This window comes from Stenotrophomonas maltophilia group sp. msm1 (assembly GCF_032025805.1).
Classification (GTDB): domain Bacteria; phylum Pseudomonadota; class Gammaproteobacteria; order Xanthomonadales; family Xanthomonadaceae; genus Stenotrophomonas; species Stenotrophomonas hibiscicola.
Genome location: NZ_JAVSKH010000002.1, coordinates 1090889 through 1116381, shown reverse-complemented (window position 1 = coordinate 1116381; position 25493 = coordinate 1090889). Strand labels below are relative to the sequence as shown.

At 66.6% G+C, this 25493-nt stretch carries 26 protein-coding genes; 8 read left to right on the top strand and 18 right to left on the bottom strand.

Features of this window, described 5'->3' with window-relative positions; translation table 11 throughout:
• Positions 1-2 precede the first annotated feature (2 nt).
• A complete protein-coding gene (locus tag ROV95_RS12775) occupies positions 3-419 on the bottom strand; it encodes a host attachment family protein (protein ID WP_019337746.1) in 417 nt (138 codons plus the stop codon).
• A gap of 162 nt (positions 420-581) precedes the next feature.
• On the opposite strand from ROV95_RS12775, the gene ROV95_RS12770 reads away from it, so the two are divergent.
• The 3 genes from ROV95_RS12770 (at position 582) to proP (ending at position 2772) form a co-directional block, all read left to right on the top strand.
• A complete protein-coding gene (locus ROV95_RS12770; protein WP_019337747.1) occupies positions 582-809 on the top strand; it encodes a hypothetical protein in 228 nt (75 codons plus the stop codon).
• A gap of 85 nt (positions 810-894) precedes the next feature.
• Entirely contained in the window at positions 895-1023 is a 129-nt protein-coding gene (locus tag ROV95_RS12765; RefSeq protein ID WP_256202341.1) for a hypothetical protein, read from the top strand.
• A 261-nt stretch (positions 1024-1284) separates the two neighbouring features.
• A complete protein-coding gene (gene proP, locus ROV95_RS12760; protein ID WP_312544698.1) occupies positions 1285-2772 on the top strand; it encodes a glycine betaine/L-proline transporter ProP in 1488 nt (495 codons plus the stop codon).
• 99 nt (positions 2773-2871) lie between these two features.
• On the opposite strand, the gene ROV95_RS12755 is transcribed toward proP, so the two are convergent.
• The 11 genes from ROV95_RS12755 to ROV95_RS12705 form a co-directional block, all read right to left on the bottom strand.
• A complete protein-coding gene (locus tag ROV95_RS12755) occupies positions 2872-3501 on the bottom strand; it encodes a hypothetical protein (RefSeq protein WP_312544696.1) in 630 nt (209 codons plus the stop codon).
• A 3-nt stretch (positions 3502-3504) separates the two neighbouring features.
• Positions 3505-3846: a type II toxin-antitoxin system prevent-host-death family antitoxin gene (locus tag ROV95_RS12750; RefSeq protein ID WP_010485378.1), complete on the bottom strand. Its 342-nt coding sequence runs from the start codon at positions 3844-3846 to the stop codon at positions 3505-3507.
• Positions 3847-3917: 71 nt separating this feature from the next.
• Positions 3918-5504, bottom strand: coding sequence for a PAS domain-containing protein (locus ROV95_RS12745; protein ID WP_312544695.1), 1587 nt, complete (start codon positions 5502-5504; stop codon positions 3918-3920).
• A gap of 9 nt (positions 5505-5513) precedes the next feature.
• Complete coding sequence (locus ROV95_RS12740) at positions 5514-5918, bottom strand: response regulator (RefSeq protein WP_312544694.1); 405 nt, start codon at positions 5916-5918, stop codon at positions 5514-5516.
• Between the two features lie 149 nt (positions 5919-6067).
• Positions 6068-7522 carry a porin family protein gene (locus ROV95_RS12735; protein ID WP_312544692.1) on the bottom strand — a complete coding sequence of 485 codons (1455 nt, stop codon included), beginning with the start codon at positions 7520-7522 and terminating at the stop codon, positions 6068-6070.
• 90 nt (positions 7523-7612) lie between these two features.
• Positions 7613-8377, bottom strand: a complete 765-nt coding sequence (locus ROV95_RS12730) for a Slam-dependent surface lipoprotein (protein ID WP_312544691.1) — start codon at positions 8375-8377, stop codon at positions 7613-7615.
• A 59-nt stretch (positions 8378-8436) separates the two neighbouring features.
• Positions 8437-9192: a hypothetical protein gene (locus ROV95_RS12725; RefSeq protein WP_312544690.1), complete on the bottom strand. Its 756-nt coding sequence runs from the start codon at positions 9190-9192 to the stop codon at positions 8437-8439.
• A gap of 27 nt (positions 9193-9219) precedes the next feature.
• Positions 9220-12339, bottom strand: a complete 3120-nt coding sequence (locus ROV95_RS12720; RefSeq protein ID WP_312544688.1) for a TonB-dependent receptor — start codon at positions 12337-12339, stop codon at positions 9220-9222.
• A 183-nt stretch (positions 12340-12522) separates the two neighbouring features.
• Complete coding sequence (locus ROV95_RS12715; RefSeq protein WP_312544687.1) at positions 12523-13479, bottom strand: FecR domain-containing protein; 957 nt, start codon at positions 13477-13479, stop codon at positions 12523-12525.
• A gap of 85 nt (positions 13480-13564) precedes the next feature.
• On the bottom strand, positions 13565-14065 hold the full coding sequence (locus ROV95_RS12710) for an RNA polymerase sigma factor (protein WP_134735440.1): 501 nt from the start codon (positions 14063-14065) through the stop codon (positions 13565-13567).
• A gap of 128 nt (positions 14066-14193) precedes the next feature.
• Positions 14194-15120 carry a LysR family transcriptional regulator gene (locus ROV95_RS12705; RefSeq protein ID WP_134729068.1) on the bottom strand — a complete coding sequence of 309 codons (927 nt, stop codon included), beginning with the start codon at positions 15118-15120 and terminating at the stop codon, positions 14194-14196.
• Positions 15121-15270: 150 nt separating this feature from the next.
• Here ROV95_RS12705 and ROV95_RS12700 point away from each other — a divergent pair, with 150 nt between their 5' ends.
• The 4 genes from ROV95_RS12700 to ROV95_RS12685 all read left to right on the top strand — a co-directional run bounded on the left by ROV95_RS12700 (position 15271) and on the right by ROV95_RS12685 (position 18068).
• On the top strand, positions 15271-16137 hold the full coding sequence (locus tag ROV95_RS12700) for a pirin family protein (RefSeq protein ID WP_021202288.1): 867 nt from the start codon (positions 15271-15273) through the stop codon (positions 16135-16137).
• A gap of 72 nt (positions 16138-16209) precedes the next feature.
• Entirely contained in the window at positions 16210-16890 is a 681-nt protein-coding gene (locus tag ROV95_RS12695) for a hydrolase (RefSeq protein WP_312544683.1), read from the top strand.
• A gap of 53 nt (positions 16891-16943) precedes the next feature.
• Positions 16944-17585: a hydrolase gene (locus tag ROV95_RS12690; protein ID WP_312544681.1), complete on the top strand. Its 642-nt coding sequence runs from the start codon at positions 16944-16946 to the stop codon at positions 17583-17585.
• Between the two features lie 84 nt (positions 17586-17669).
• Entirely contained in the window at positions 17670-18068 is a 399-nt protein-coding gene (locus ROV95_RS12685; protein ID WP_021202286.1) for an OsmC family protein, read from the top strand.
• 61 nt (positions 18069-18129) lie between these two features.
• Here the strand turns inward: ROV95_RS12685 and ROV95_RS12680 are convergent, their stop codons facing one another.
• The 6 genes from ROV95_RS12680 to ROV95_RS12655 form a co-directional block, all read right to left on the bottom strand.
• Positions 18130-18459 carry a hypothetical protein gene (locus ROV95_RS12680; protein ID WP_134735435.1) on the bottom strand — a complete coding sequence of 110 codons (330 nt, stop codon included), beginning with the start codon at positions 18457-18459 and terminating at the stop codon, positions 18130-18132.
• A 97-nt stretch (positions 18460-18556) separates the two neighbouring features.
• Positions 18557-20302 (bottom strand): putative porin, encoded by a 1746-nt coding sequence (locus ROV95_RS12675; protein WP_312544680.1) that lies wholly within the window; start codon positions 20300-20302, stop codon positions 18557-18559.
• Positions 20303-20344: 42 nt separating this feature from the next.
• Positions 20345-21007: a cell envelope integrity protein TolA gene (locus tag ROV95_RS12670; RefSeq protein ID WP_312544679.1), complete on the bottom strand. Its 663-nt coding sequence runs from the start codon at positions 21005-21007 to the stop codon at positions 20345-20347.
• A 39-nt stretch (positions 21008-21046) separates the two neighbouring features.
• On the bottom strand, positions 21047-21460 hold the full coding sequence (locus ROV95_RS12665; RefSeq protein WP_005409874.1) for a biopolymer transporter ExbD: 414 nt from the start codon (positions 21458-21460) through the stop codon (positions 21047-21049).
• 10 nt (positions 21461-21470) lie between these two features.
• Positions 21471-23255 (bottom strand): MotA/TolQ/ExbB proton channel family protein, encoded by a 1785-nt coding sequence (locus ROV95_RS12660; protein ID WP_180876738.1) that lies wholly within the window; start codon positions 23253-23255, stop codon positions 21471-21473.
• 38 nt (positions 23256-23293) lie between these two features.
• Complete coding sequence (locus ROV95_RS12655; protein ID WP_312544677.1) at positions 23294-24910, bottom strand: ShlB/FhaC/HecB family hemolysin secretion/activation protein; 1617 nt, start codon at positions 24908-24910, stop codon at positions 23294-23296.
• Positions 24911-25111: 201 nt separating this feature from the next.
• On the opposite strand from ROV95_RS12655, the gene ROV95_RS12650 reads away from it, so the two are divergent.
• Positions 25112-25447: a hypothetical protein gene (locus tag ROV95_RS12650; RefSeq protein ID WP_134735471.1), complete on the top strand. Its 336-nt coding sequence runs from the start codon at positions 25112-25114 to the stop codon at positions 25445-25447.
• The last annotated feature ends 46 nt before the right edge of the window (positions 25448-25493 follow it).

Here is a 25493-nt window from a genome sequence, read left to right as displayed (position 1 = left end):
CGCTACGCCGCCAGTGCCTTCTGGATGTCTTCCAGCGGCGCGTTGGTCAGATCCTTGGCAATATCCCCGAGCAATCGCGCCTGGACCTCTTTATGCAGCAGCGGACGAATGCGGCCCAGCGTGGTCGGGTCGGCGATCAATACCAGGTGCGCATAGCGGTTCTTCAAGGCATCTTCGTTTAGCTGTTCGGCCACCTGCTTGGCGAACGTGGCCTCATTGAGCTGCGAGACCGACATGTCCTTCGGCACGGCACCCGCAGGCCCCTGCCCGGATACACCCTGCTCGCTGATGTCCTGCAGGCGCAGTTCACCTTCCTGCTTCAGGGTCAACTGGTGGTTGCTGCCCACGTTGGTGAACACCCGCGCCGAACCACCGTCGGCCACCACGATCAGAGTTCCTTCGGGAATCGTCCGCGCCATTGCATCCTCCATCAATCCGAAAAGTGGGTGTGCGCTCCACCTTATGCACGCCGATGTCACCAGAGCGGGTACAGGATGTGATCCCGTCATCGCAATCTGCAATCAGCGCTAAATTTGTCCACCTGCCTGCCGCTATGGCCTCCATCATCGCGAGGAACCTCTGTGTACGCTGGCTCACTGTTCCACGTCTGCTTTGCCACCAGCCTGGCCATTGCCGGCTGTGCCGGTTGCATCCACCAGTTCCTGCAGGGCCAACCGTTCTTCGCCCTGGCCATCATGCTCTCGGTGCTCACCATGATCGGCGCCGCACTGGTCACGCGGAAACTGGCACTGCCGGGCGCCTTGGCGATGGCCTGCACGGTGTTCGGTTTGGTGGCGAAGTCGGCCTGAGCCTTCTGAACAGGCGAAGTGGAACACAGCGTGCAGATCAGCCTGCTTCGCTGCATGCTCACGCCGATGCCGTTATGATGAACGGATGATCGACACGACCCACTACGTGACGGGCGCACCTGTTACGTGGGAAGCACTGCCGACCGGCGCTTCGCTTGCCACGAATGCTCCCGCCCTGCATTTCCATCGCCTCGCGCTGGATCCCGGCGGATGACGTCCGCAGGCGCTCTGCCTGCACCCCCTACGCTGATGTGATACCTGGCCGCTGACTGCGCGGCCGCTGTGATCCCGTTTTCGCGTCTCCGCCCCTGCGGCGGTGCTTTGCCGTTCGCGTGGCGTTGCGCCTGCACACATTCCCCGGCCCCCACGCCGCCTTCCGATGCCGCTGCGCCACTTGCGCCTGCATCGCCGTTTCCGATTTCCGGGACACACCACAGCACCCATTCCCCTATTCCATACCTACAAGGGAGCCCCTATGCAGGACACGCCCGATTCCCATGCCCACTTCGGCTGGTTCAAACGCCGCCGCCACCTGAAGGTCGATGAGATCACCGTCGTCGACAAGCCCATGCTCAAGCGCGCCGTGGGCGCCGCCGCACTTGGCAATGCCATGGAGTGGTTCGACTTCGGTGTCTACGGCTATCTGGCCGTCACCATCGGCCAGGTGTTCTTCCCGTCCAGCAACCCCACGGCACAGGTGATCGCCGCCTTCGCCACCTTCACCGTGGCATTCCTGGTGCGTCCACTCGGCGGCCTGGTGTTCGGCCCGCTCGGCGACCGTTATGGGCGCCAGAAAGTGCTGGCGTTCACCATGATCCTGATGGCGCTGGGCACGTTCTCGATCGGCTTGATTCCCTCCTACGAGCGCATCGGAATCTGGGCACCGGTGCTGTTGCTGCTGGCACGTGTGGTGCAGGGATTCTCCACCGGCGGCGAGTACGGCGGTGCGGCCACCTTCATCGCCGAGTATTCCACCGACCGCAACCGCGGCCTGATGGGCAGCTGGCTGGAGTTCGGCACGCTGGGCGGCTACATCGCCGGCGCCGGAACCGTGACCGCGCTGCACATGCTGTTGAGCACCGAACAGATGCTGGACTGGGGCTGGCGCATTCCATTCCTGGTGGCCGGCCCGCTGGGCCTGCTCGGCCTGTACATGCGCATGAAACTGGAGGAAACGCCGGCCTTCCGCGCCTTCGCCGAGGAAGCCGAGAAGCGCGAGCACGACCGGCCCGGGCTCGCCGCGCTGTTCCAGGTACATGGCCGCCAGTTGCTGGTCTGCATGGGCCTGGTGCTGGTGTTCAACGTGACCGACTACATGCTGCTGACCTACATGCCCAGCTACCTCAGCGTCACCATGGGCTATGCCGAGAGCAAGGGCCTGCTGCTGATCATCATCGTGATGCTGGTGATGATGCCGCTGAACATTGTCGGCGGATTGTTCAGTGACAAGCTTGGCCGTCGCCCGATGATCATCGGTGCCTGCATCGCGCTGCTGGTGCTGGCCGTACCCTGCCTGCTGCTGATCGGCAGCGGCAACGACTGGCTGATCTTCCTCGGCCTGATGCTGCTGGGCCTGGCACTGGTGTGCTTCACCAGCTCGATGCCGTCCACGCTGCCGGCGCTGTTCTATACCCCGGTGCGCTACAGCGCACTGTCGATCGCCTTCAATGTGTCGGTGTCGCTGTTCGGTGGCACCACGCCACTGGTGACCGCATGGCTGGTGGAACGTACCGGCGATCCGCTGGTGCCGGCCTACTACCTGATGGGCGCGGCAGTGATCGGCCTGGTCACCATGCTGTTCGTGAAGGAGACCGCTGGCCTGCCGCTGCGCGGTTCACCGCCGGCGGTCGGCAGCGACAAGGAAGCCGCCGCACTGCTGAAGAGCGATGTGCCGGTGACGGTGGACCCGAGCCTGCCGCCACTGCCGGAGACTGCGGAGCCTGAGCAGGTAAAGCCGGCCTGAGGCTCGGCGAAGCCGGCGTTGTTGTACGGCCAAGCCCGCGCGCGGCTGCCTTTCGAGGGATCAGCCGAGCGTGGGCTCGGCTCTACAACGTACGCGCCCTCAATCGCGCGCAGCGTTCAAATCCATCGCACGCATCACGATGGGTTTGGCCCAGTCCGGCGTGTGCAGCAGCTCGGCCACCGAGACCGGGTACTGCAGCTGGCCGTGCGCCATCGCCAGCACCGGCAGCGGCTCGACGCAGCCGTCGGCGCCGGCGGGAGCGCTGTTGTCGTAGACATGCAGCTCGGCCAGGTGTGGCAGCAGTTCCAGCAGGTTCTCGCGTGCCGAATCGAAGCGGGCGTGAATCTTCTCCACCGGAATGTCATGGCCGCCGGCGGCCACCCGCGCTGCAACACGGGCAATGTGCAGGTCCACCGTGGCCAGGCCACAGAACCAGATCGCTACGTGATGGTGCTCGCAGGCCTCGCGCAGCAGGCGCGGAACGGTGTTGCCGCCCAACGTGGTCTCGAAGGCGAAGTCCGTGCCATCGGCCATGGCCTGGCGCAGGCGGCGGGTGCCTTCCTGCCAGGCCTCGGCATTGGCGTCGGGCAGCGGCCAGCCCGCCTCTACCAGGCGGCGGGTGAACGAATCGGGGTTGAACCAGCCCAGCCCTTCGGCTTCCAGCCAGGTTCCCAGCAGCGAACTCTTGCCGGCGCCGTTGACGCCGGCCAGCACCAGGATCCGCCCCATCGGTCAGAGCGGACGGCCGAGGGTGACCTTGCGGCCGCGGCGGATCGGCTGGCCCAGCACCTTGCCCAGCCCCTCACCGCGCTGCAGGCCAGCCAGGGTCTGGTCGAATTCGCCGCGCAGGCGCAGCAGTTCTTCACTGCGCTCACCGGCATCGCTGCCGGCGGCCTTGGCCAGCAGCTCCTGGTAGGTGCGGATGTCCACGATCACCGCTTCGGGGTGGTTGTGGTTGGTGATGACCAGCGCCTGCTTCTCGCGCACGGTACGCATCAGGCTCGGCCAGCCCCGGGTCTTCACAGACGAGGCCGGGGCCTTCTCAAGTCCAGGCAGATCCAGTGGCAGGGTCATGGCACGGCTCCAGGCAGAAGTGGATAATGGCCACTATACCCAATTTGGCCAAATTGGATATAAATGCCGTTTCACGCGCCGGAGCCGGTCTGTGGCGCATCGGTCTGCAGCAGGCTGTCACGCTCGCGCAGTGGGAAGCGGATCCAGGCATCCAGCCCCTGCGGATCGAAGTGCAGTTCACCACTGCCGGCCAGCTCATAGGGCACGCGCTGCTCGATCAGCGCACGGCCCAGGCCGCGCTGGCGCGGCAGCTCCCAGTCTTCCACGGCGGCATGGCGTTCACACCAGTGCAGGCCCAGCCATGGCTGTCCGTCCTGCACCTGCAGGTGCCAGGACACGTCGATCCGGCCATCCTTATGGGTCAGCGCACCATGCCGCAGGGCGTTGGTCGCCAATTCGTGGATCGCCAGGGACAGCACTTCGGCCGCCTTCGGTGGCAGCAGCACATCCTCGCCCTGCAGGCGATAGGCGGCGGTGACCGGCGTCTGCGCTGCGATCTCCTCATCGAGCATGCCACGCAGGCAGACCCCGGCATTGGCGCCACGGGTAAGCAGGCTCTGCGTGCGCGCCAGCGACATCAATCGTCCGCACAACCGTTCAGCGTAATCATCCACACTGCTGACCGACTCACGGGTCCGCCAGGCAATGGCATGGATGGTCGACATGATGTTGCGCACCCGGTGCTGCAGTTCGGCCAGCAGTACCGATTGGCGCTCGGTGGCACGCTTGAGATCGTCGATGTCCACAGCGATGGCGAATACGCCCGTCACCTCGCCGTCTGCATCGCGCAGCGGCGCGGCGGCCACACGGGTCCAGCGCGCGCGCCCGTCGTCATGCGTGAACTGGAACTCCAGCCCGGGCACTACCGTCTCACCGCGCAAGGCCCTGGCTATGGCGAAATCCCTGGGTTCGATGCGCGAGCCGTCGGGGTGCCATCCCTGCCAGCGGTGGTGGTTGGGCAGATCCGTGGAGGGCACCTTGCCGGTGGGAAGGTAGGTGCGCATCTGGTCGTTGGAGAGCTGCAGGCACCCCTCGGCATCGACGATGCAGACGCCCACCGGCAGTACCTTGAAGGCCAATGCCAGGCGGCGGTCCGCCTCCCGCCGCTTCTGCTCTTCGCGTTCGCGGGCCGACTGGGCCACATGCGCCGCCGTCGTCTCGAACATGGTGACCAGCACGCCGCTGACGCGCCCCTCTTCGCCACGGATGGGGCTGTAGGTAATGGTGAACCACACATCCTCCAACCGCCCGCGGCGCGCGAGGGGATAGAGTTTGTCCTCGTAAGTGATGGTTTCGCCCTGCCAGACGCGCTGGTAGATCGGCCCGTTGATATGCCACACCTCGGGCCAGCATTCACGGGTCGGCTGGCCGAGTCCGCCGGGATGCTTGTTGGCCAGGATCTCGGCATAGCCATCGTTGTAGAGCTGCACCAGCTGCGCACCCCACAGCACGATCATCGGGAAACCATGCGCCAGCATCAGGTCGACGGTGGCGCGCAGGTGTGGCGGCCACCGCTCATACGCTCCCAGCGGCGTGGATGACCAGTCATGGCGGGCGATGCGCGCACCCATGCCATCGTGGCGCCCGTGCGGGTGCGCTGCAGGTGGCATGCCGCCACGCAGCTCGGTGGCGCGGATGCCTTCAGGACGGCGCGACATGCCGCGCGATCAGGCGATGCCCGCAGAGACCTGCGGCGTCGCCACCAGCCCGACCAGCTGCTGCACCAGGGCTTCAATGTGATACGGCTTGGTACAGCGCGGCGCGCTGGCGAAGCGGCTTGGCAGGTTGTCGTCGTAGCCGGAGGTCAGCAGGAAGGGCGTGCCCGCAGCGGCCAGCCGATCGGCCAGCGGATAGACCTGCTCACCGCCCAGGTTGATGTCCAGCAATGCCACATCGATGGGGTGGGTATCGACCAGCTGCCCCAGCGCCTGCAGGTCACCGGCAGGCCCCACCACCTGAGCGCCTTTGAGCTCCAGATAGTCGACCAGAAACATCGCGATGGCGAATTCATCCTCTGCCACCAGTACGCGCAGCCCCTTCAAGCCCTCCGTCTTGTTGCCCACTTCCAGCACGCCCTACGCTCCTCGATGCACGCGACCTGCCTGCGATCGCAACGCGGTCAGAATGCGCGATCCGGCCTGCAAGAACGCGTGACGATCGATGAAGGCCTTGGGTGGGCGGCCGTACCCCGGCCGCCCAGCCAAATCAGCTGGCCATCAGGTCAGAACGCGCGCTCCCACTTGAGGCTGAGCAGGCTGCGGTCGTGGCTGTACAGCCAGCCGACGTTGCTGTCGATGCGCGCGTGGCGCAGGCTCAGGCTGGGTACCAGCCCGGCCACGGCCAGGCGCTCGCTGCGGACGATGGCGATCAGGTTCTGTTCGTCGTCCTGCCTGCGAGCCTCCAGCAACGGACTCCAGGCGTCGTAGTCGCGGTGGCGCAGCGACACGAATACGGTGGCGGTGGTGCCCGTCCACTGGCGCGCCGCCCCCAGGCGCAGGCCATGCTGGCGGTAACCGTTGGCCGGGTCGGCGGCGCTGCTGCCGGTGACATCCAGCCCGGCGAAGACCGTCCAGCGCGGGTTGAGCGCGCGAAACCAGGTGGCATACGCCGATGCCAGCTCGCCGTCGTAGTTGCTGGCCAGGCCCTGCTGGCGATAGCGCTGGCGCTTCCAGTCGGCCTCCAGCTTGAGCAGGCTGCGCGCGTCCAGGGCGTACTGCCATTCCGCGTGCACGCCACTGCCGCCCTGCAGCGCCTGGTTACCCAGGCCCTGGTAGTCATGGCTGGGGGCGAGCAGCACGGTCTGCCGCGCGCTGCGCCAGCTGTAACCCACCTGTACGTTGGCATTGAGCTCGTTGTACGCACTGTGCCCGCGCCATGTCTGACCAAAGGCGAGACCGCGCACGTACAGCCCATGATGCCCGCTGAGCACCCAGCGCCGTTCCAGGCTGGCGTCGTAGTCAAGACCCGGCGCGCGCTGGGCGTCGGGCAGCTTTCGTTCGATGATGCAGGCGTCGCCCACGCCGAACAGGCAGGTGCGGCTGGCCGAGCTGCGGTTGATGTTGTCACTCCATGCCGGGCCGGCGGACAGCGCGCCTTTCCAGCGCTGGCGCGCGTGCAGGGCACCCAGGTAGCCGTCCACGCGCGCGCGGACGCCGGCCGTGGCCGGATCATCGGCATTGATGCCTGCAGCGATGGTCGTGAACAGCGCGACCGCATCGCGATCGCGCTGATCTTCCGCATAGACACGCGCCAGCTCGAGGCGGGCTGGCAGAAAATCCGGCTGCGCAGCCAGCAGGGCTTCGTACTCCTTCGCCGCGCGACGATGGTTGCCGGCCACCCGTGCCAGCGCTCCCTGCGCATGGTGGCGCAGCAGGGGGTCATGCCCAGGCAGTTCGATGTACTCGTCGAGAAACGCAGCGGCGGCCTGCCATTGCTGATGCTGCAGAGACAGGTAGAGAGCCTGGCCCAGATCATCGACGGTGCGCTCCACGCGCAGCGTCTGGCCGTCGATGGTGATGGTTGGCCGCTCCGACTCGGCCTGCAGCAGGCGCTGCCGGTCCTGCTGCTGGTGGCGCAGCTCAGTGCCCTGTTCAAGCACGCGTCGAAGATCGTCCTGCTGGGCGCGCACCTCGGTGGCGGCCAACAGCAGTACGACAAGGAAGATGGAATGGCGCATGGTCAATCCGTGGTGATGCATGCAGCGGGCCGAAGCAGGGACTGGCGGATCGCGGCTTGTCCCTGCCCTGCCCCGTCAGGGGCGTGGCGATCAGTTCTTGCTGCCGCCGAAGGCGGTGTCGTACTGGCTGTTGCCGCTGAAGGTGGCGATACCGGCCAGGGTGGCCGCGTTGGCGCCGAAGAACTGGCCCTGGGTGGTGCCGGCAACGCTGCCGTTGGCGGTGGCGGTGCCGGCGAACGAGGCGTTGGCGCTGTTGATGTTGGCGTTGACGTTGATCGCCAAGCCGCCACCGGTCAGGCCGCCGAGCAGCTTGCCGCTGCCGAAGTCCGCACGGAAGGTGCCGGACAGCAGGTTGCTGCCGTTGAACTTGTTCAGCCCCGCAACGCTGTAAGTGGCCACACCGGCCGGCAGCGTGGTGCCGGCACGGTCACCGACGAAATAGACCTGGCGGTTGTTGAAGCCACCAGCGGCGCCATCCTTGGACCACTCGCCGAACCACACATCGCCGCTGCCGACCTTCACGAAGTTGAAGTGGCCCATGCCGGAATGGCTGCCAGGGGTACCGGTGATCGGCATGGCCAGCGTGCGTACGGTGACACCATTGACGGTGGTCGGGGCCGAGTAGGCCGCCAGGCCCTGGAAATCGACCGGCTTGGCATTGGACACGGTGCCAACGCCGATACCGGCCTTGCCGGCCGAGTGCGGGCCGCCGTTGACTTCCGACGCACCCACCTTGACGTACAGCTGCGCATCGGTCGCCGGGCTGGCAGCGCCGACGATGTCGGCCGCCTGCGCAGTGCCGGCCAGGGCCAGTGCAGCGGCGACGGCCAACAGGGAACGGTTGATCATTTTCATGGTATTGCTCCTTGGGTTGAGGGAACTACGGGTACAACATAAAAAGGAACGGCGGCGGATCAGTTGCGCTGACCGCCGTAGGACGTATCGAACTGGCTGTTGCCGGCAAAGGTTGCGATGCCGGTCACCGCACTGGCACCGGCGCCGAAGAACTGGCCGCTGCTGGTACCGATGATCGAACCATTGGCGATGGCCGAACCGCTGAACGCACCGGTGGCGCGATCCAGCGTGCCGCTCGCGGCGAGCCTGTATCCGGTCCCGACCAGGCCGGCGGTGACGGTGCCGGTATCGAAATTCGCCCGCAGTGCGCCTTCCAGCACGCCGCTGCCATCAAAGCGGTTGATGCCAGCCAAGGTGTAGGTCACGATGCCTGCTGGCAGCGAAGTACCGGCACGGTCACCGACGAAGAACACCTGGCGGTGATTGAAGCCCGCCTGCGCGCCGCTGGATGACCATTCACCGAACCAGACATCTGCATTGCCCACCTGCACGAAGCTGAAGTGGCCCACGCCAGCGGTGGCGAACGGCAGGCCTGCGTCCGGGCCCAGCGTGCGGACCGTGGTTGCGCCACGCACCACCGTGGTGGCGTAGGGCACAAGGCTGGCCACGTCCACTCGCGCCGCGTTGGCATACGGCCCCAACGAAATGCCTGCGCGACCGGAACGGTGCGGACCGGCATTGAGTGTCGATTCGCCTGCGTTGATGTAATGGACGCCGTCCTGGGCCGGGCTCTGCCCGCCAGCGATGTCGGCAGCCATGACCGGCATGGAAGCCAGCAGGCCGATCGAAAGTACAAGGGTGCGGGGCTGTTTCACGGTTGATTCTCCCTGTCGAATGCGGACTCAGAAGCGCGCGGTGATGCCAAGCTTGATGGTGCGGCCCGGTGCCGGAAGCGTTGAGCGTGTTGCCGGGTCGACGTAATAGCGGTTGCCGAGATTGCTGCCGACCAGCTCGACGCTGGCGTGCTGGTTGAAGCGCCAGCGGGCGTAGGCATCCACCGTGGTGATGTTTCCCCAGGTGAAGGGCACGTTCTGCCAGAGCAGGCTGCTGCCCCCGGCGATCAGGCGGTCGCGGTAGGCCTGCAGGTCCGGATTGTCGTGCTGCTGGTAGTGCACGATGCGGCTGCCCAGCTCCAGGCGCTCATCGAACAGGCGGGTGCCGAGTGACCAACTCACCGACAGCTTCGGCGTGGCCTGGGTCAGCAGATAGCCGCTGACGAAGCCATCCTGGACGCAGTTGGGGACCCGCCCCTGGTCCGCATCCAGCCGTACCGCCGAGCTTTCATCGCAGACTTCGTTTTCAAGGATGCGGCTGATGCCCAGATCGGTGAAGAAGCGCCGGTTGTCGAAGCGCGCCTGCAGCTCGATGCCGCGGATGGTCTGCTTGTCGATGTTGTCGAACATGAAGTACGCATCACGCTCGATGACATTGCGGGTCTTGTGCACGTAGTAGGCCAGCTTGACGTCGGCATCGGCGGTGTTGCCGAACAGCCCGGAAAGGTTGTGCACGTACCCCAGCTCGTAGTTGTAGGCATGCTCCGGCTTGAGTGGATACAGCGGATTGAGGCTGCTGGAGAACGCAATGGTGCTTTCGAACATGCTGGGGAAGCGCACCGCCTCGCTGTAGCGCAGATAGGCACGAGCGGCCGGCGAGAAACGCACCGTCGCCGAGAACGTCGGCAACCAGGCGTGATCGCGGTGCCGTTCGTTGCGCCCGGCCACCGACTGCATCGCCCCGCCCCCGATCCTGCAGCGGATGTCGGTGCCGAGGACCATCGGCAGCAGCCCGGGGATGGCGGCGACCTGGCCGTTGAGGCAGGGATTGGTGGCTCGGCTGTAGTTACCGTTTGCATCGGGCAACCAGGGAATGCCGTGCTGGACCTCCCTGGGTGTCTCGTACTTGCGCAGCAGGTCGGCCAGCGACTGATCGACGATCCAGCCCATGCCGATGCTGTCCCAGAATTCCCGCTCACTCTCGAGTGCGTCGATCTCGCCCTGCAGGCTGTCCGGCCGCGGCGGCAGTTCATTCACCCGGTACTGCGCTTCGCGCGGCACGATCGAGGTCGTCTGCAGTTCCGGGTGGGCCTGCAGGAAGTCGTCGAACGCCCAGTAACGGCTGTAACGCACGCCGGCATTGAGGGTCAGGAAGTCGACCGGACGCCATTCCAGCGTGAGGTAGCCCTCGCCCTCCTGGCGACGGCCGGCACGCGGGTACATGCGCCAGCCGTCGGACGGGCCGAAATACGGGTCGCGCGAGCCGAGCTTTTCGTATTGCCAGTTGCCGCCCACGGTCAGGTCCAGGGTCGAATGCAGCGCGAAGCGGTTGCTCAGGGTCAGGCCGGTGCGGTCGTTGCGCGCATTGGCCAGCGCGGTGTTGCGCAGAATCGGGCTGGCGCCGGCATTCCAGTCCGGATTGCCCGGGGCGAAGTTCGGAAAGCCGCCTGCGGTGTAGGTATCGCTGTCCGTCTCTGTGCGCCACAGGTTGGCGTAGAGGTCCAGCCAGCGGCTGCCGGCCGGCTGGAAGCGGTACTCCAGGTTCCAGGCATCGGACGCAACCCGGCTGAGCGGCCACTGGATGCGCCCATAGTCCGGTGCCGACAGGATGCGCGACGGCATGATCTCGCCATAGTGGGACAGCGTTCGCCGCCAGGTCGCCTTCAACCGCTGGTCATCGTTGATCTGCCAGCTGCCCTTGACCAGCCAGGACTCCTGTTCGCTGGAAGTATTGGGCACTTCATCGCCGGGCTTGAAGTAGCGCGCCAGCGTGGTGATGTAGTCGATGCCCTGGTACTCGAACTGCTCGCGCCGGTCCTGGTCGTAGTAGGCGCTACCGTTGGACCCGGAGAAGTAGTTGCCGCGCTTGCGCCAGGCATAGGCGGCCATCAGGTCGACGTTGTCCCCACGCACGCCCAGCGCAAGGCGCCAGGCCTGGTCCTCGCCATCGAAGGGGGTGTTGCCACTGCGCGATTTCACCGGCACCACCAGGGTGCGGTCGTCGTAGGGCGAGTTCGGCGAGCCCTGCGGGAACCCCGGCACGGTGCGGTAATCCTCGCCGGTGTGCAGCCGCGGCAGGCGTGGCGCCACCGCATTGCTGCTGCCTTCGATCTTCAGCTCCCCGCCGAAGCGCTCACCCGTTTCCACGATGTCATCGACGTCGATGGTCTTGATCACCAGCGCGCCACCGATCCCGCTGTGCACATCGCGCACCAGCCCTGGCCCCTTGATGACCTGGATGCCACCCATCAGGTTGGGATCGATGTAATTGCGGTTGCTGACGCCGTTGTAGCCGCGCCAGACCGTGAGCGCCTGTTCGCCACCGTCGATGCTGACCGGCACCCGCCCCGGACCCTGGATGCCGCGGATGTTGATGTCCAGTGCGCCGCTGTTGCGCGCATCGCCACTGAACACACCGACCAGATCCTTGACCACGTCGGCCGGGTTGGAGCCGCGGTAGCGCTCCACCCGATCGCGCCCCGAATACGCCGTGGTCAGGTCCAGCGCGAACACATCATCGTAGCCGCGCCGGTCACGCGCCTCGCCCCCTTCCGACTGCAGGCGACCGGCCACGTCCAGAGTCTCGGTTACCCGCACCCCTTCCCCTTCACCCGCCTCCACTGCGGCCCGCAGGCTCCAGGTGCCGTCCATGCCGCGCTGTGCGCGCACGCCACTCCCGCGCAACAGCTGCTGCAGCGCCTGCATCTGGCTGTACTCGCCTTTCACCGCACTGGAGCGGCGGCCCTCCACCAGGTCACTGCGGAACACCACCTGCACATCGGCCTGGCGGCCAAAGGCACGCACAGCGTCGGCCAGGGGCTGTTCCGGAATCGTGTACTGGCGCAACGGCGCGACGACCGCCGGTTGCGCCTGCACGCCCGGCGCCCAGGCCAGCGGCAGCAATGCAGTGGAGATGGCCAGGGCCAGGGCGGTGACGCGACGATGACAGGCGGATGCCGTGGACGGCATGGACAGGAACTCCTCAAGCGTGGCGGAACCACGGGCACATCCGGTGCCGGTGGCATGTCTGGCTTGAGGAGAAACGGTGTTTCGCTCTGGCTATACCTCTATAGACAGCGCGATGTGGCGATTGCCCACGGTTTTTTCATGTTTTTTTTCATGCGACCGGTTCATCCGGGCATTGCGCGAGCCTCACCACACCACCAGCGCGCCGCCGGGCAAGCGCTGCACACGCAGCCCTGCCTGCGCGGCCACCGCATCGATGGCGGCCTCCGGTTGCTGCAGATGGAACAGACCACTGACCCGTAAGTCCGCGCCCTGCCCGCCCAGTACCCAGACCGGTGCACGACGGTAGCGCGCGAGATCAGCGATGGCCTGCGCGGCCGGCTGATCGTCGATCACTACCTCGCCACGCCGCCACGGCGCCATCGTCTCGAGATCTTCCAGCTGCACCGGCCGCAGCCAGCGACCGTCACGGAACACCCGTGCCTGCCCGGCATGCAGGCGCTGCACGCTGCCATCGCCTGGGCGCACATCGACCACGCCCTCGCTGACCTGAGTCACGACCGTGGTGTCCCGCATCGACACGCTGAAGGCGGTGCCGATGTCACGGATCTGGCCACCGCCGGCCTCGACCTGGAACGGTCGCTGTTCATGCACCACCTGGAACCAGGCCTGGCCGCGCAGCAGGCGCAGGTGCCGCCGCTGACCATCGAACTCAACCGCCAATGCGGTGCCCGCATCGAGTACGGCGGTGCTGCCGTCCTCCAGCTGCACCACGCGCGGTGCATCGCTGCTGCGCAGGTCACTGCGTGCCAGCAGCAACGCCTGCGGTGCGGCCGCGACCACCAGTACCACGGCGGCGGCACTGGCCAACAGCCACGGCAGGCGGCGGCGCGGTGCGATCGGGCGCAACCCTTCGCGATCAGCCGTCAGCCCAGGCAGCGCGGCCAGCACCTCCGGCCCGGCGGCATCCAAGCCTTGCCAGAAGGCCTGCTGCTGGCGCCAGGCCAGCGCATGGCAAGGGTCGGCCTGCAGCCAGCGCTGCAGGGTTCGTTGCTGACGTTCCGGCAGCGGGCCTGCACTGCACCGGATCACCCAGCGCAACGCCTGCCTGGCCTGACGCGGCGAGGGTTCGGACGTGTTCATGGTTGTGGCCTGCCGCACCACGAACGGGTGCGCCTTCCTGTTGTGACAACGGCGGGCGCGATCTGCCCACGGCAATCGCAGCTCATCAATGCACTCCCTGCTGATGCTGCTGGATCAACAGCGCCGCGCGCAGCACATTCTTGCCGACCAGGCTCTTGGAAATACCCAGCCTGGCGGCGATCTCGCGCTCGCTCAGGCCCAGATAGCGGTTGAGCACGAAGCACTCACGCACCTGGGCCGGCAGCGCGAGGATGGTCTGGGTGATCTCGCGCAGCTGCGCCTGGTCCAGCGCCTGCGCCTCGCCATCGCGGCTGGCCTCGGCCATGTCGAGGGCGTACTCGGCCATCGCACGCCGCTCGCGGGCGTCAGACTGGCTGCGGTTGAGCGCGTGGTGGTAGGCCATCCGGTACAGATAGCCGCGCGGCTCGAGGATGGGCGGATCGCCGGGCACGCTGCTGGCCTTCAGGTACAGGTTCTGCAGGGTGTCCTCGGTACTGGCCGGGTCGAGATAGCGCGCGATGAAGCGAGACAACGCACGGCGCTCGCGGATCAGCAGCTCGACCAGCGCCAGGGCATTGGGAGACATAGGTGCCAAGGCCGGACCGGGGAATGATGGGCGTGATGGCGACGGTCCGGACGTGGATTGTGGGCTGCGCGGCCGCAGGCGGCAAGCAGAGGCCCCGACATCATCCACGCATGGTGTGGATGGAAGACCTAGGGTTCCTCCAGCGCCTCGAAGCGCTCGGCGAGGTAATCGATCAGCGCACGCACTGCAGGCAACAGGCCGCGTCGCGATGGAAACACCGCGTGCACGATGCCATGCTTTGGCACCCACTCGGGCAGCACCGGCACCAGCGCACCGCTGGCCAGTTCGCCGCTGATCATCATCCGCGGCAGCATCAGCAGGCCCACCCCGGCCACCGCGGCGGTGCGCAGCGCGATCATGTCATCGCTGACCAGCCGCGGGCGATGGTGCACGCTGGCCAGCACATCGTCCGGCCCGGTGTATTCCCAGACATGCTGCTGGCTGGGCGATGCCAGATCGACGGTCGGCATCATCGCCAGATCGGCCGGCACCTGCGGCGCGCCCAGCCGCTGCAACAGCGCCGGGCTGGCACTGGTGCACCAGACCCGGCGCGCCAGCACGCGTACCACCAGGTCACTGTCCTCCAGCGGCGGCGGTCGCACGCGGATCGCCACGTCCACACCCTCGCCCACCACGTCGACGCGCCGGTTGGTGGCCTCCAGCTGCACCGTCACCTGCGGGTGCAGGGCGAGGAAATCGGCCAACATCGTGCCGATGCGTGCATGCAGGATCGCGATCGGGCACGCCAGGCGGATCGTGCCGCGCGGCTCGGCGCGTGACATCGCAATTGCTTCTTCGGCCGCTTCGGCCTCGACCAGCATGGCCTTGCAATGGCGGTAGTAGTCCTGGCCGACTTCGGTGACCGAGAAGCGCCGGGTCGAACGCTGGATCAGGCGCACGCCCAACCGTTCCTCCAGCAGCGCGATACGCCGGCTCAGTTTCGACTTCGGCATGGCCAGCGCCCGGCCTGCCTGCGAGAAGCCGCCGTGCTCGATCACCATGGCGAAGTAGAACAGGTCGTTGAGGTCACAACGGCGGATATCTGCGATGAACACGGGGCGATCTCCTGCGGCCCACGGCCTGCGACCATTGTTCACCAGATAGGACTATGACGGCAAATATTGGCGTCTACTGGCCCCATTGTCGCGGCGATATCGTCTTCGCAACGAAGAACAGCGGCCGGCAGCCCCGGCCAGGAGATCGCCATGAAGCGTGTCACCGGTACCTACAGCGCCCCCCGCCCGCACTGGGTGGGCGACGGATTCCCCGCCCGTTCGATGTTTTCCTACAACACCCACGGCCAGCACCTGAGCCCGTTCCTGCTGCTGGACTATGCCGGCCCCTACACCTTCGCTCCCAGCGATACCCCGCGTGGCGTTGGCCAGCATCCGCATCGCGGTTTCGAGACCGTCACCATCGTCTATGAAGGTGAGGTCGCCCACCGCGATTCAACCGGGGCCGGCGGCACCATCGGCCCGGGTGACGTGCAGTGGATGACCGCTGCCTCCGGCATCCTCCACGAGGAATTCCACACGCCGGAATTCAGCAAACGCGGCGGCACGCTGGACATGGTCCAGCTGTGGGTGAACCTGCCGGCGCGCGACAAGATGGGGTTACCGGGCTACCAGACCCTGCTCGACGCACAGATCCCCTCGGTGGATCTGCCCGATGGCGCCGGCCGCGTGCGTGTCATCGCCGGCCGCTTCGACGGTCATGCCGGCCCGGCGCGTACCCACACGCCGATGGATGTCTGGGACATCCGCCTGCGGCAGGGCCACCACGCCGAACTGCCGGTGGCCGATGGCCGCACGCTGGCGCTGGTGGTGCTGAAGGGCTCGGTGCGGATCAACGGCGGCCAGCCGGTCGGCGAGGCACAGCTGGTCACCTTCGACCGCAGCGGCGAGGACGTGTTCGTCGACGCCGACAGCGACGCCACCGTGCTGCTGCTCAGCGGTGAACCGATCGACGAGCCGGTGGTGGGCTATGGCCCGTTCGTGATGAACAGCCAGGCCGAGATCGCGCAGGCGGTCAACGACTTCAACAGCGGCCGCTTCGGCCAGATCGCGCACTGATCGTTTCAATGCTGCGGGTATTGGCCCGCCGCACCTTCCGGGCCATCGCCCACCTTCTCCAGGAGACTGACCATGAGTACCCCCGCCAACTTCAACGGTGCCCGCCCGGTGATCGATCCGGACAACGCCGCGATGCTGCTGATCGACCATCAGAGCGGCCTGTTCCAGACCATCGGTGACATGCCGTTCACCAGCGTGCGCGCCCACGCCACCGCACTGGCCAGGATGGCCACGCTGGCAAAGATGCCGGTGATCACCACCGCCTCTGTTCCGCAGGGCCCGAACGGCCCGCTGATCCCGGAGATCCACGACGCAGCCCCGCATGCCCAGTACGTGGCACGCAAGGGTGAGATCAACGCTTGGGACAACCCGGAATTCGTTGCCGCAGTGAAGGCCACCGGCCGCAAGCAGCTGATCATTGCCGGCACCATCACCAGCGTGTGCATGGCCTTCCCGTCAATCGCCGCCGTTGCCGATGGCTATCAGGTGTTCGCAGTCATCGACGCGTCCGGCACCTATTCGAAAATGGCCGAGGAGATCACCCTGGCCCGCGTGGTGCAGGCCGGCGTGGTACCGATGGACACCGCCGCGGTGGCCTCGGAGATCCAGCGCACCTGGAACCGCGACGATGCCCAGCAATGGGCCGAGGTCTACACGAAGATCTTCCCGAACTACCAGTTGCTGATCGAAAGCTACCTGAAGGCGCAGGAGGTGCAGAAGAGCCACGAACCGTTGGATTCTCAACGCAGCTGAGCTGTCCCGGTGCCGGCCGACCGCCGGCACTTCCCCGAACCAGGAGACCCATCATGTCCAGTGACCCGATCCGCGACCCGGTCAGCGACCACCTGCTGACCCCGCAGAATTCCGCCCTCATCATCATCGACTACCAGCCGGTGCAGGTGAACTCCATCGCCTCGATGGACCGCCAGCTGCTGGTCAACAACATCGTCGGCACCGCCAAGGCCGCAGTGGCTTACGGTCTGCCGATCGTGCATTCGACGGTCAACGTCAAGACCGGCCTGAACAAGCCGCCGATTCCACAGCTGCGCAAGGTGCTGGGCGACTACCCCACCTACGACCGCACCACCATCAATTCCTGGGAGGACGTCGAGTTCCGCAAGGCGGTGGAAGCCACCGGCCGCCGCAAGCTGATCATGACCGCGCTGTGGACCGAGGCCTGCCTGACCTTCCCGGCGCTGGATGCGTTGAAGGAAGGTTATGAGGTGTATGTGGTGGTCGACGCCGTCGGCGGTACCTCGCTGGCCGCGCACGATGCCGCGCTGCGCCGAATCGAACAGGCCGGTGGCCAGTTGATCAGCGTGCCGCAGCTGTTCTGCGAGCTGCAGCGCGACTGGGCACGTTCGGAAACGGTGCCGGCCTTCATGAACCTCTTCATTGAAACCGGCGGTACGGCGGGCATCCAGTTCTCGTACGATCGTACCGAGTGATTGGGTGGCGGCGCCGGTCCCGGCTGGCGCCGCCTTTTGGAGCAGTCGAGCATGGCTCGACGCCACAGACAGATGGAGAACGTGATGGCCTACGCACGTATTGTTTCGACCGCCGACAACTACCTGCACCACATCAGCAACGGCACATTCGATGTGGATGCGGACGAGCCTGCCTCGCTGGGCGGCCAGGGCAAGGGCTTCGCACCGTTCGACCTGTACCTGGCCTCGCTGGCGGCGTGCACCGCCATCACCCTGCGCATGTATGCGCAGCGCAAGGGCTGGGAACTGGGCGAGTTCCATGCCGAGCTGCGCTCGGAACGTGACGCGGATGGTCGCTTCCATGTGCACCGCGTGCTGCATGCCAGCGCCGCGCTGAGCGATGCGCAGTGGCAGCGGTTGCTGGAGGTGGTGGAAAAGACCCCGGTGACCCTGGTGATGCGCGAAGGTGCGCGCATCACCAGTGAACGCGGGGCCGCCGCGTAACCCCATCCATGCATGGCGTGGATCTACAGACGACGCTCGCCGGGCATGGCCTGGCGGCCGCTCAGCGCCGTGAATGCAGCACGGTGCGCTGGCGCATCGCGTTGAATTCCTGCTCCACCTGCTGGATATCCTCGGCCTGGAACCCGGCCGCGTCCAACAGCTGGCCGGCGGCGGCCGCCGCCAGCGGATCGTCGTCACGCTGGCGCCAGCAGCGCGCCGGCAGGAAGTAACCCACTTCGCTGCGCCCGCGCATGATCACCACCGGCCGGCCTGCATACAGCAGGAACTCCGCCAAGTGCTGGCGCAGCCCCTCCACCGAGACATAGGCCGGCCCGATGCCCAGCGATCGACTGGACGGTTCGGAACTTTCAAACAGCTTGCGACGGCTCATCCACTCCTCCTTATGTGCAACGCGTGGTCTCCTTTCCCTAGACGGGCGCATCACTGCGCCCCCGCCACGCACTACGTGATCCACATCACGCCGTCACTCAGAACCCGGAATTGAACTCCAGCTGGAACACGTCGATCGACAGTGGAGCACCGGACACTTCCTTGGCCGCCATCCACTTGCCGCTGATCCAGCTGCGCGCGTCCAGCGCGTAGGCGCCGCCCACGTAGTAGCCGCGGGCGTTGGTGCCACCGAGGTGGAAGTTCGGGTCGTTGTAGGCATCGGGCAGCGCATCGGCCTCGATGCGCTTGTAGCCCAGCAGCGCCTGCCACTGGCCCTTCTCCTTCAGGTCAGTGGCGCCGAAGGTGGCCTGCACCATCCAGGCGGTGTCGCCACTGCGGAAGGTATCGATGCTGGCGGCGCCACCGGCACCGTAGTTGTTGACGATGCCGTTGTTGGCGCGGCTGAACATGGCCTGCTTGTCGTAGGCCAGGTTGCGGATGTAGTCGCCATCCAGGCGCAGGCCAATGCCCTGGGCCAGCTGCGTATCCCAGCGCAGGTTGAGGGTGGCCAGGCGGAATGCCGAGGCCAGGCCGACATACTGCGGGGTCGGCGTGTTGGCCGGGTCCAGCGGATTGCGCGCGATGTCGCGGATCAGCATCAGGGTATTGCCCTTCTGCATGAACGCTGGGCGCGACCAGTCGGTATCGCAGCCCACCGCGCCCGCATACAGCGCGCACGGCGAGGACAGGCGGCCGCTGATGTTCTTGAAATCGTAGTAGCCCAGTGCGGCACGCAGCGCATTGTCGTCGTTGAAGCGCCAGTTCATGCCGACCTGTGCACCGGACAGCCACTTGTTCTCGTTCGGGGTCTTGACCCGGCTCTGGCTGGGCGCGCTGTCGGAGGTGTACTCCAGCGGTACCACGGCCAGGTTGGCGAACAGGCCGAGGTCACCACCGTCAAAGTCATACTGCAGGTTGGCGGCCAGGCCGTCGAAGTTCAGGTCGTTGGAGAACAGCGTATCGCTGGTCCAGAACGGATTGCCGAAGCGGCCGCCGCGCACCGTCACCCAGTCGGCCGGACTGTAGGCCAGCCAGGCCTGGTCCAGCCACACGTCCTTCTTGCTCAGGCCACCGCCCAGCTGCTCGGTGGTCGACACCGGGCCATTGCTGCTGCCGCTGGCCAGGCGCACGCCGGCCGTGGTGTGCTGGCCGATGGTGGCCTCGATGCCCAGGCGGGCGCGGATGCGCCACAGGTTGCGGCGGTCCTGGCGGGTGTTCAGCAGCGGCGGCAGCTGCAGGTTGGTGTTGGTGTTGGTGTCGAAGCCGTTGCCGGAATTGATCGACGACCAGTTGCTCACGATGTCGCTGTTGCGTTCGGAGAAGAAGCGCGACTCGCTGCGCACGCGCATGTCACCGGTGACCTTGATGCGCTTGGTCCACTCAGCCACTTCGTTCGGTGCCGCCCAGCCCTCGGACCTGGCCTGCGCCATCACGTCCTGGTGTACTTCGTCGCGGATGCCGTCGCGCACGCTCTGCGGCACGTAGGGCACGCGCACGTCGCCGGCCTCCAGGGCCACGCCACCACTGGCGGCAGCACCGCCGGTGGCCACCGCACGCTGCGCAGCAGCGGATTCAGCCTCGGCCTGCACCAGCAATGCCTGGCCGTCTTCTGGTTTCAGTGCGCCGCTGGCGATCAGGCCCTTGATCAGCTTGACCATGGTGGTTTCGGCGGCCATCGCACCGGCCGGGGCGGCCAGGTTGAGCAGCACGGCGCAGCACAGCAGCGCCCGTCGGGCCGGCCGCGGGTGGCGGGAGTCGGTTCGTGCGCGGACGTGGTCGTTCATCACGGTTCTCATCGAAAGAAGGGAAATCACGGAGGTCGGGAATCAGGCCCCGGGCCGGCGGCCCTGGATCAGCACGCGGGCGGGGAAATCGAGCGACGGCGGCGGTGCCTGGTCGACCTTGCCGATGCGTCGCAGCGCATCGAGCACGGCCGCGTCGGCCTCCTCGTTGCCACTGCCGCGCACCAGCTCGACCTTTTCCAGGCGGCCATCGTCGGACAGCCACACATTCACCTGCAGCTGGAACGCCAGGCGCTTGACCTTGTCGTCGCGCGAGATCGCCTGCTGCATCAGGTAGCCGAGGTAGCGCCCGTAGGTGGCATTGCCGGCACCACCACGGCCGACGCCGGACGAGCCGCCGCCACTGCCGGACTGGATACCGAAGTTGTCACCGCCGGCCTGCGCATCAGCATTCATCGTCACCGGGTCGGCGTTGTCCGGCGTTGGCGTTGGCTCTTCAGCCGGCGTCGGTGGATCCAGAGGTTCCGGCTCTGGCATCGCTTCTTCCGGCGGCGTCTCCGGCTCCGGTGGCTTTTCCGGCGGCGGCGGCGGCGGCGGGGGTGGTGGCAGCGCCAGCATCGGCGGCTGCACCACCGGCCGGCGGGTGCTGGCGGTGTCCTTGAACAGCATCCACCACACGGCGATGCCGAGCACCAGCAAAGCGGCCAGCACCAACGCGACGGTCACCAGCAACTGGCGAACGCGCATGCCGGGCTCCGGCCGAGGGGGTTGATGGGCCGTCATGCCTCAGCCCTGCGCTTTGCCGGTGACCAGGCCGACCTGGGCCAGCTCCAGCCGCCGCAGCAGGTCCAGCACCTCGACCACGCGGGCGTACTGCACCTGCGCGTCACCGCGCACGATCACCGGGAAATCCGGCGTGGTCGCGCGCTCGGTGCGCAGGCGGTCTTCCAGCTCGGCCATCGTCACCGGATAGGCATCCAGGAACACCTGACCACTGGGGTCGATGGTGATGGCCTTGGTCTTCGGCTTCTCCAGCGCGACGCTGTTGCTGGCCTTCGGCAGGTTGACCTCGATGCCGGGAATGGAGGCGTTGCTGGTCAGGATGAAGATCACCAGCACCACCAGCAGCACGTCGACGAAGGGCGTCACGTTGATGCCCTTCTCGCGCTTCTTGATGCCGAACTTCGCCTTCTGGCCCATGGCGCGCCCCTCAGCCCTGGACCGCGGCCGGGCCGCGCCCGTCCTGCTCTTCGGCCAGGCGCGCGGCGAACTCGTCGATGAACACCGCCATGTCGGCGCCGATCGCCTCGGCACGTGCTCCCAGGTAGTTGTAGCCGAACAGCGCCGGAATCGCGACGCCGAGCCCGGCAGCGGTACACAGCAGCGCCGCGGCCATGCCCGGTGCCACCGAATTGATGTCCACCGCGCCGGCCATCGCCGCAACCACGAACACCAGCATGATGCCGATCACGGTACCGAACAGGCCCACGTACGGCGCGCCTTCGATGGTGGTCGACAACCAGTTCATGCGCCGTGCCATCGCTTCCTGCTCGCGCACCATCACCGCATCCATCGAGGCGCGGATCGCGGCGATGGTGGCGCCACTGAGGTAACCGCTGTTGCCATCGCGCTGGTGGCGCTGCTGCATTTCATCGATGGCCACCTGGTAGATGCGCCATAGCGAACCGTCGTGCATCGCGGTGGGTGCCTTGCCCTGGCGGTCCATGTCGGACAGGGTGCGCAGCGGCACGCCGGACAGTTTGCCGAAGCTCTCGGTGAACACCGCATTGGCCTTGCTGGTGCGGCCGAAGTGGCGCCCCTTGGCGATCATGATCGCCCACGACAGCAGCATCATCAGGCCGAGGATCGCCACCACCACCCAGGCGTCGAACGGCATTGCCTTGAGGATGAAGGCGAAGTGGCTCTGACCGGCGGACTGCTCGTCGGCACCGTAGCTGATCAGGCGCGAATCGGCGCCCTGTGCGGTGGCATCGGCCAGCAGCAGTGCCGCCGGTCGTGCTACGCGCGAGATACGCAGCTCATCCAGTGCGCCCTCGAAATTGGCCAGCGGCTGCACCGCGCCCGGCGCATCAGCGCCCACCACCGGCGCGGTGGTCAGCGCCGGCAGCTCGCCGCTCAGCTGGGCGACCACGCGGCCATTGAGGTACAACTGCAGTGCGCCCTTCTCCGCAGTCAGCGCCACATGCGCCCACTGCCCTTCCGGAATCGGCTGCGCCGGCGTGCTGCGCTGGCCATTGAGCTGCACGAACGGCACCCGGTTTTCGATGCCCAGCACCAGTTCGGACGCACCGTCGCGACGGGCGTAGATCGCCTGTGCAGCGTTGTTGCTGCCTGGCTTGATCCAGGCCGAAACAGTGAGCGGCGCGCCCGCCTCCTGCGCAAGCGATGCGCTGGCCGGCAGCGGCAGCGGGGCTGCACCCAACTGAACGCCGCGGCCGATCACCGAGCCTTCCGATGGCGGCACCACGGCACCGGCATTGTTGCCATAAGCGGTGGTGTCGCGTGCCGGCGCATTGGCCTCGGCGAAGTGGTAGACCAGCGTATAGTCCGGATCGAACACCTGCTGGCCGTTGCCGCTGGCGGGGGCCTTTTCATTGCCGTAGTACATCCAGATCGTCTGCGGTGCCGCAGCGCTGACCGCCGGCACGTCCACCCAGACCAGCGCCAGGCCCAGCTTGGGATCGAACTGTTCGATCTGGTGGGCCAGCACGGTGCGGCCATCACCCGAGACAAAGCGCAGGTCGTTGCCCGCATCCTGGGTGCCGTCGAAGCCGAAGTTGCCGGTATGCAGGCGCAGCAGCAGCGGCGTGCGACCCGGGTCACCGGCCAGGCCCGCGCCCTGCGGGCCGGCGTCGACAGTGATCGGCTTGCGGTACTTCCATTCGGCCTGCCACCAATTGGCATCGGCCGCAGCGGCCGGCAGCGCAACCAGCGCGGCCAGCAGCAACAACACTCGGGAAAGCAAACGGTCCATGCGAAGGGTCTCCGGAGAACGCATGTTCAAGGGAAGGTTCAGTAGCTGGTGCTGATGTTGAAATGCAGGCGCGGGTCGTCCTTGCGCGTGACCGGGCCATCGGCATAAGGCCAGGCGTAGTCCAGGCGCAGTTGCAGGTGTTCACCCAGGCGCAGCTGCGCGCCCAGGCCGACCGAGGCCAGGTTGTACTTGTCACGCTGCTCGGGCAGCGGCTGGCGCAGGCGCAGGTAGGCCGCGTCGGCAAAGCTGTAGACACGCAGGTCGGTGCCGCTCCACAGCGACCACGCCGGGGAGCGCCATTCCAGGCTGGCCAGGCCGCCGTAGTCGCCGATCGCCTCGGCCGACAGGTAGCCACGCACGGTGTACATGCCGCCAGCAGCGAACTGCTCGGCCGACACCAGTGGCGCATCGGTTACCTGCAGCGAGCCACGCGCATACCACTGCCAGTCACTGCTGAAGGTGTGGGTGTTGGCCACGTCGGCCTTGAAGGCGACGAAGCTCGGATCGGCCCAGTAGCGCTTCTGGCCGAAGGCGGTGGCGTCACTGCCATAGCCGAACAGGCGGCGGGTACCGGCCACCAGCTGGGTGTTGATGCTCAACTGATCCCGCTCGCCCTGGCGCACACCGACAAACCCCAGGGTGATCGGCGCGTACTTCAGCGGCGTCTTCAGGCTCTCCTTGCCCATCTGCGTGTCTTCCTCGGTGTCCTTGAAGTCCACGCCGAGGCTGAGCTGGCGCCACCACTGGCTGCTGCCGGCCAGTCGATAGTTGAGCTTGAGACCGATCGAATGGCCGTTGCCGACCACATTGGTTCCGGTGCCGGTACCGACCTGCCCGCCCGCGTTCAGCACACGGCTGTCGGACTTGTAGCCAGACGCTTCCAGGCTCCATGGGGTACCTTCAAACGGCATCGTGTACGAGGCCGAGAACACCTTGGCCTGTTTGGTGTCTTCCGGTGCCAGGTACACGCCGATGTTGGCGCTGTGCCCGCGCTTCCACAGGTTGTCGTAGGCCAGCGATGCACTCAGGCGCAGCTTCTCGGTGTCGGCGCTGTGGTCGTTGTTGAGTGACGCGCTGGCACGCCACGGCGACTTTTCTTCGACCTGCAGGTCCACATCCATCGTGCCCGGCACCTGGCCTTCGCGCACCAGCGGCATCACCTGGCGACGCCCGCCCTCATTCAGCGCGGTCAGTTCCTTCTGGGCCTGGTCGAAGTCCGGCACCTTGCCTTCCGCCAGCGCTGGTACGCGTTCGCGGATGCGCTCGGGCGATTCGTGCTTCGTTCCCACGACCCGCAGCTGGCCGATCGGTGTCTGCTGTACCTTCAGCAGTACCACGCCACCGCTGACCTGCTGCTCGGGCAACTCCACGTAGACCGACTGGTAGCCCGCCTGCTGGTACAGCGCATTGACTGCATCGCGTGCCTTCTCGACATCGGCCAGAGTCTTTCCCGGGCCGAGGAACGGCTCCACCGCGCGCTCGATCTGGCGCGGATCGAGCACGGTGTTGCCGCGCACGATGTATTCATTGATGTTCACGCTGGGCGCAGGCCCCGCCTCCTGCGCGAACAGCGGCAGCGGCAGCGCCGCCAGGGCCAGCACCAGTGGATGCAGGCGCAGCGGAAGGCGGACGGCTCGGCACGGAACAGGAGTCATCGAAGGCATCGCGTCGTATCGAAGGAAATGGCCATGGAGCGGCGCGTGGGTCTACCAACAGGACGTGCACGTCGCGTCAAAACCGCCAACAGTTTTGTGACAGCACTGTCATCTTTTGACGGCAGCGCAATGCACGCAGGCGGACCCTGCCCTCTCCACACGTCTTCATTGCAGAACGTCGATTGCCGCGGGAGATTCGAGATGCGTGAATCATTGATGGCGGAACTGCGCGCTGCCCTCACCCTTGCGTTGCTGCTGGCGTTGGCCCCGGTGCGCGCCGACGAGGCGAAGAAGCAGGAAGACGCCGCGCCCTGCATCGAAGTACAGGTCAATGGCGAGCGCATTCCGGCCTGGGACTGCCTGCAGCGCAAACTTGCGCCGGCATCGAAAACGGCGAAATCACCGGCGCTACCGGAGGCCGAACGCCTGATGCGGCAGCCCGGCAACCAACTGATGCAGTACAACCTGGAAGGCACACGACAGCGCATGGGCGATGCGTTCGGGCGCTCGGTGGTGCCGCAGCGACCTGCGCGCTGAGCCAGCGCCTTTGTAGAGCCGAGCCCATGCTCGGCTGTCTTTGCAT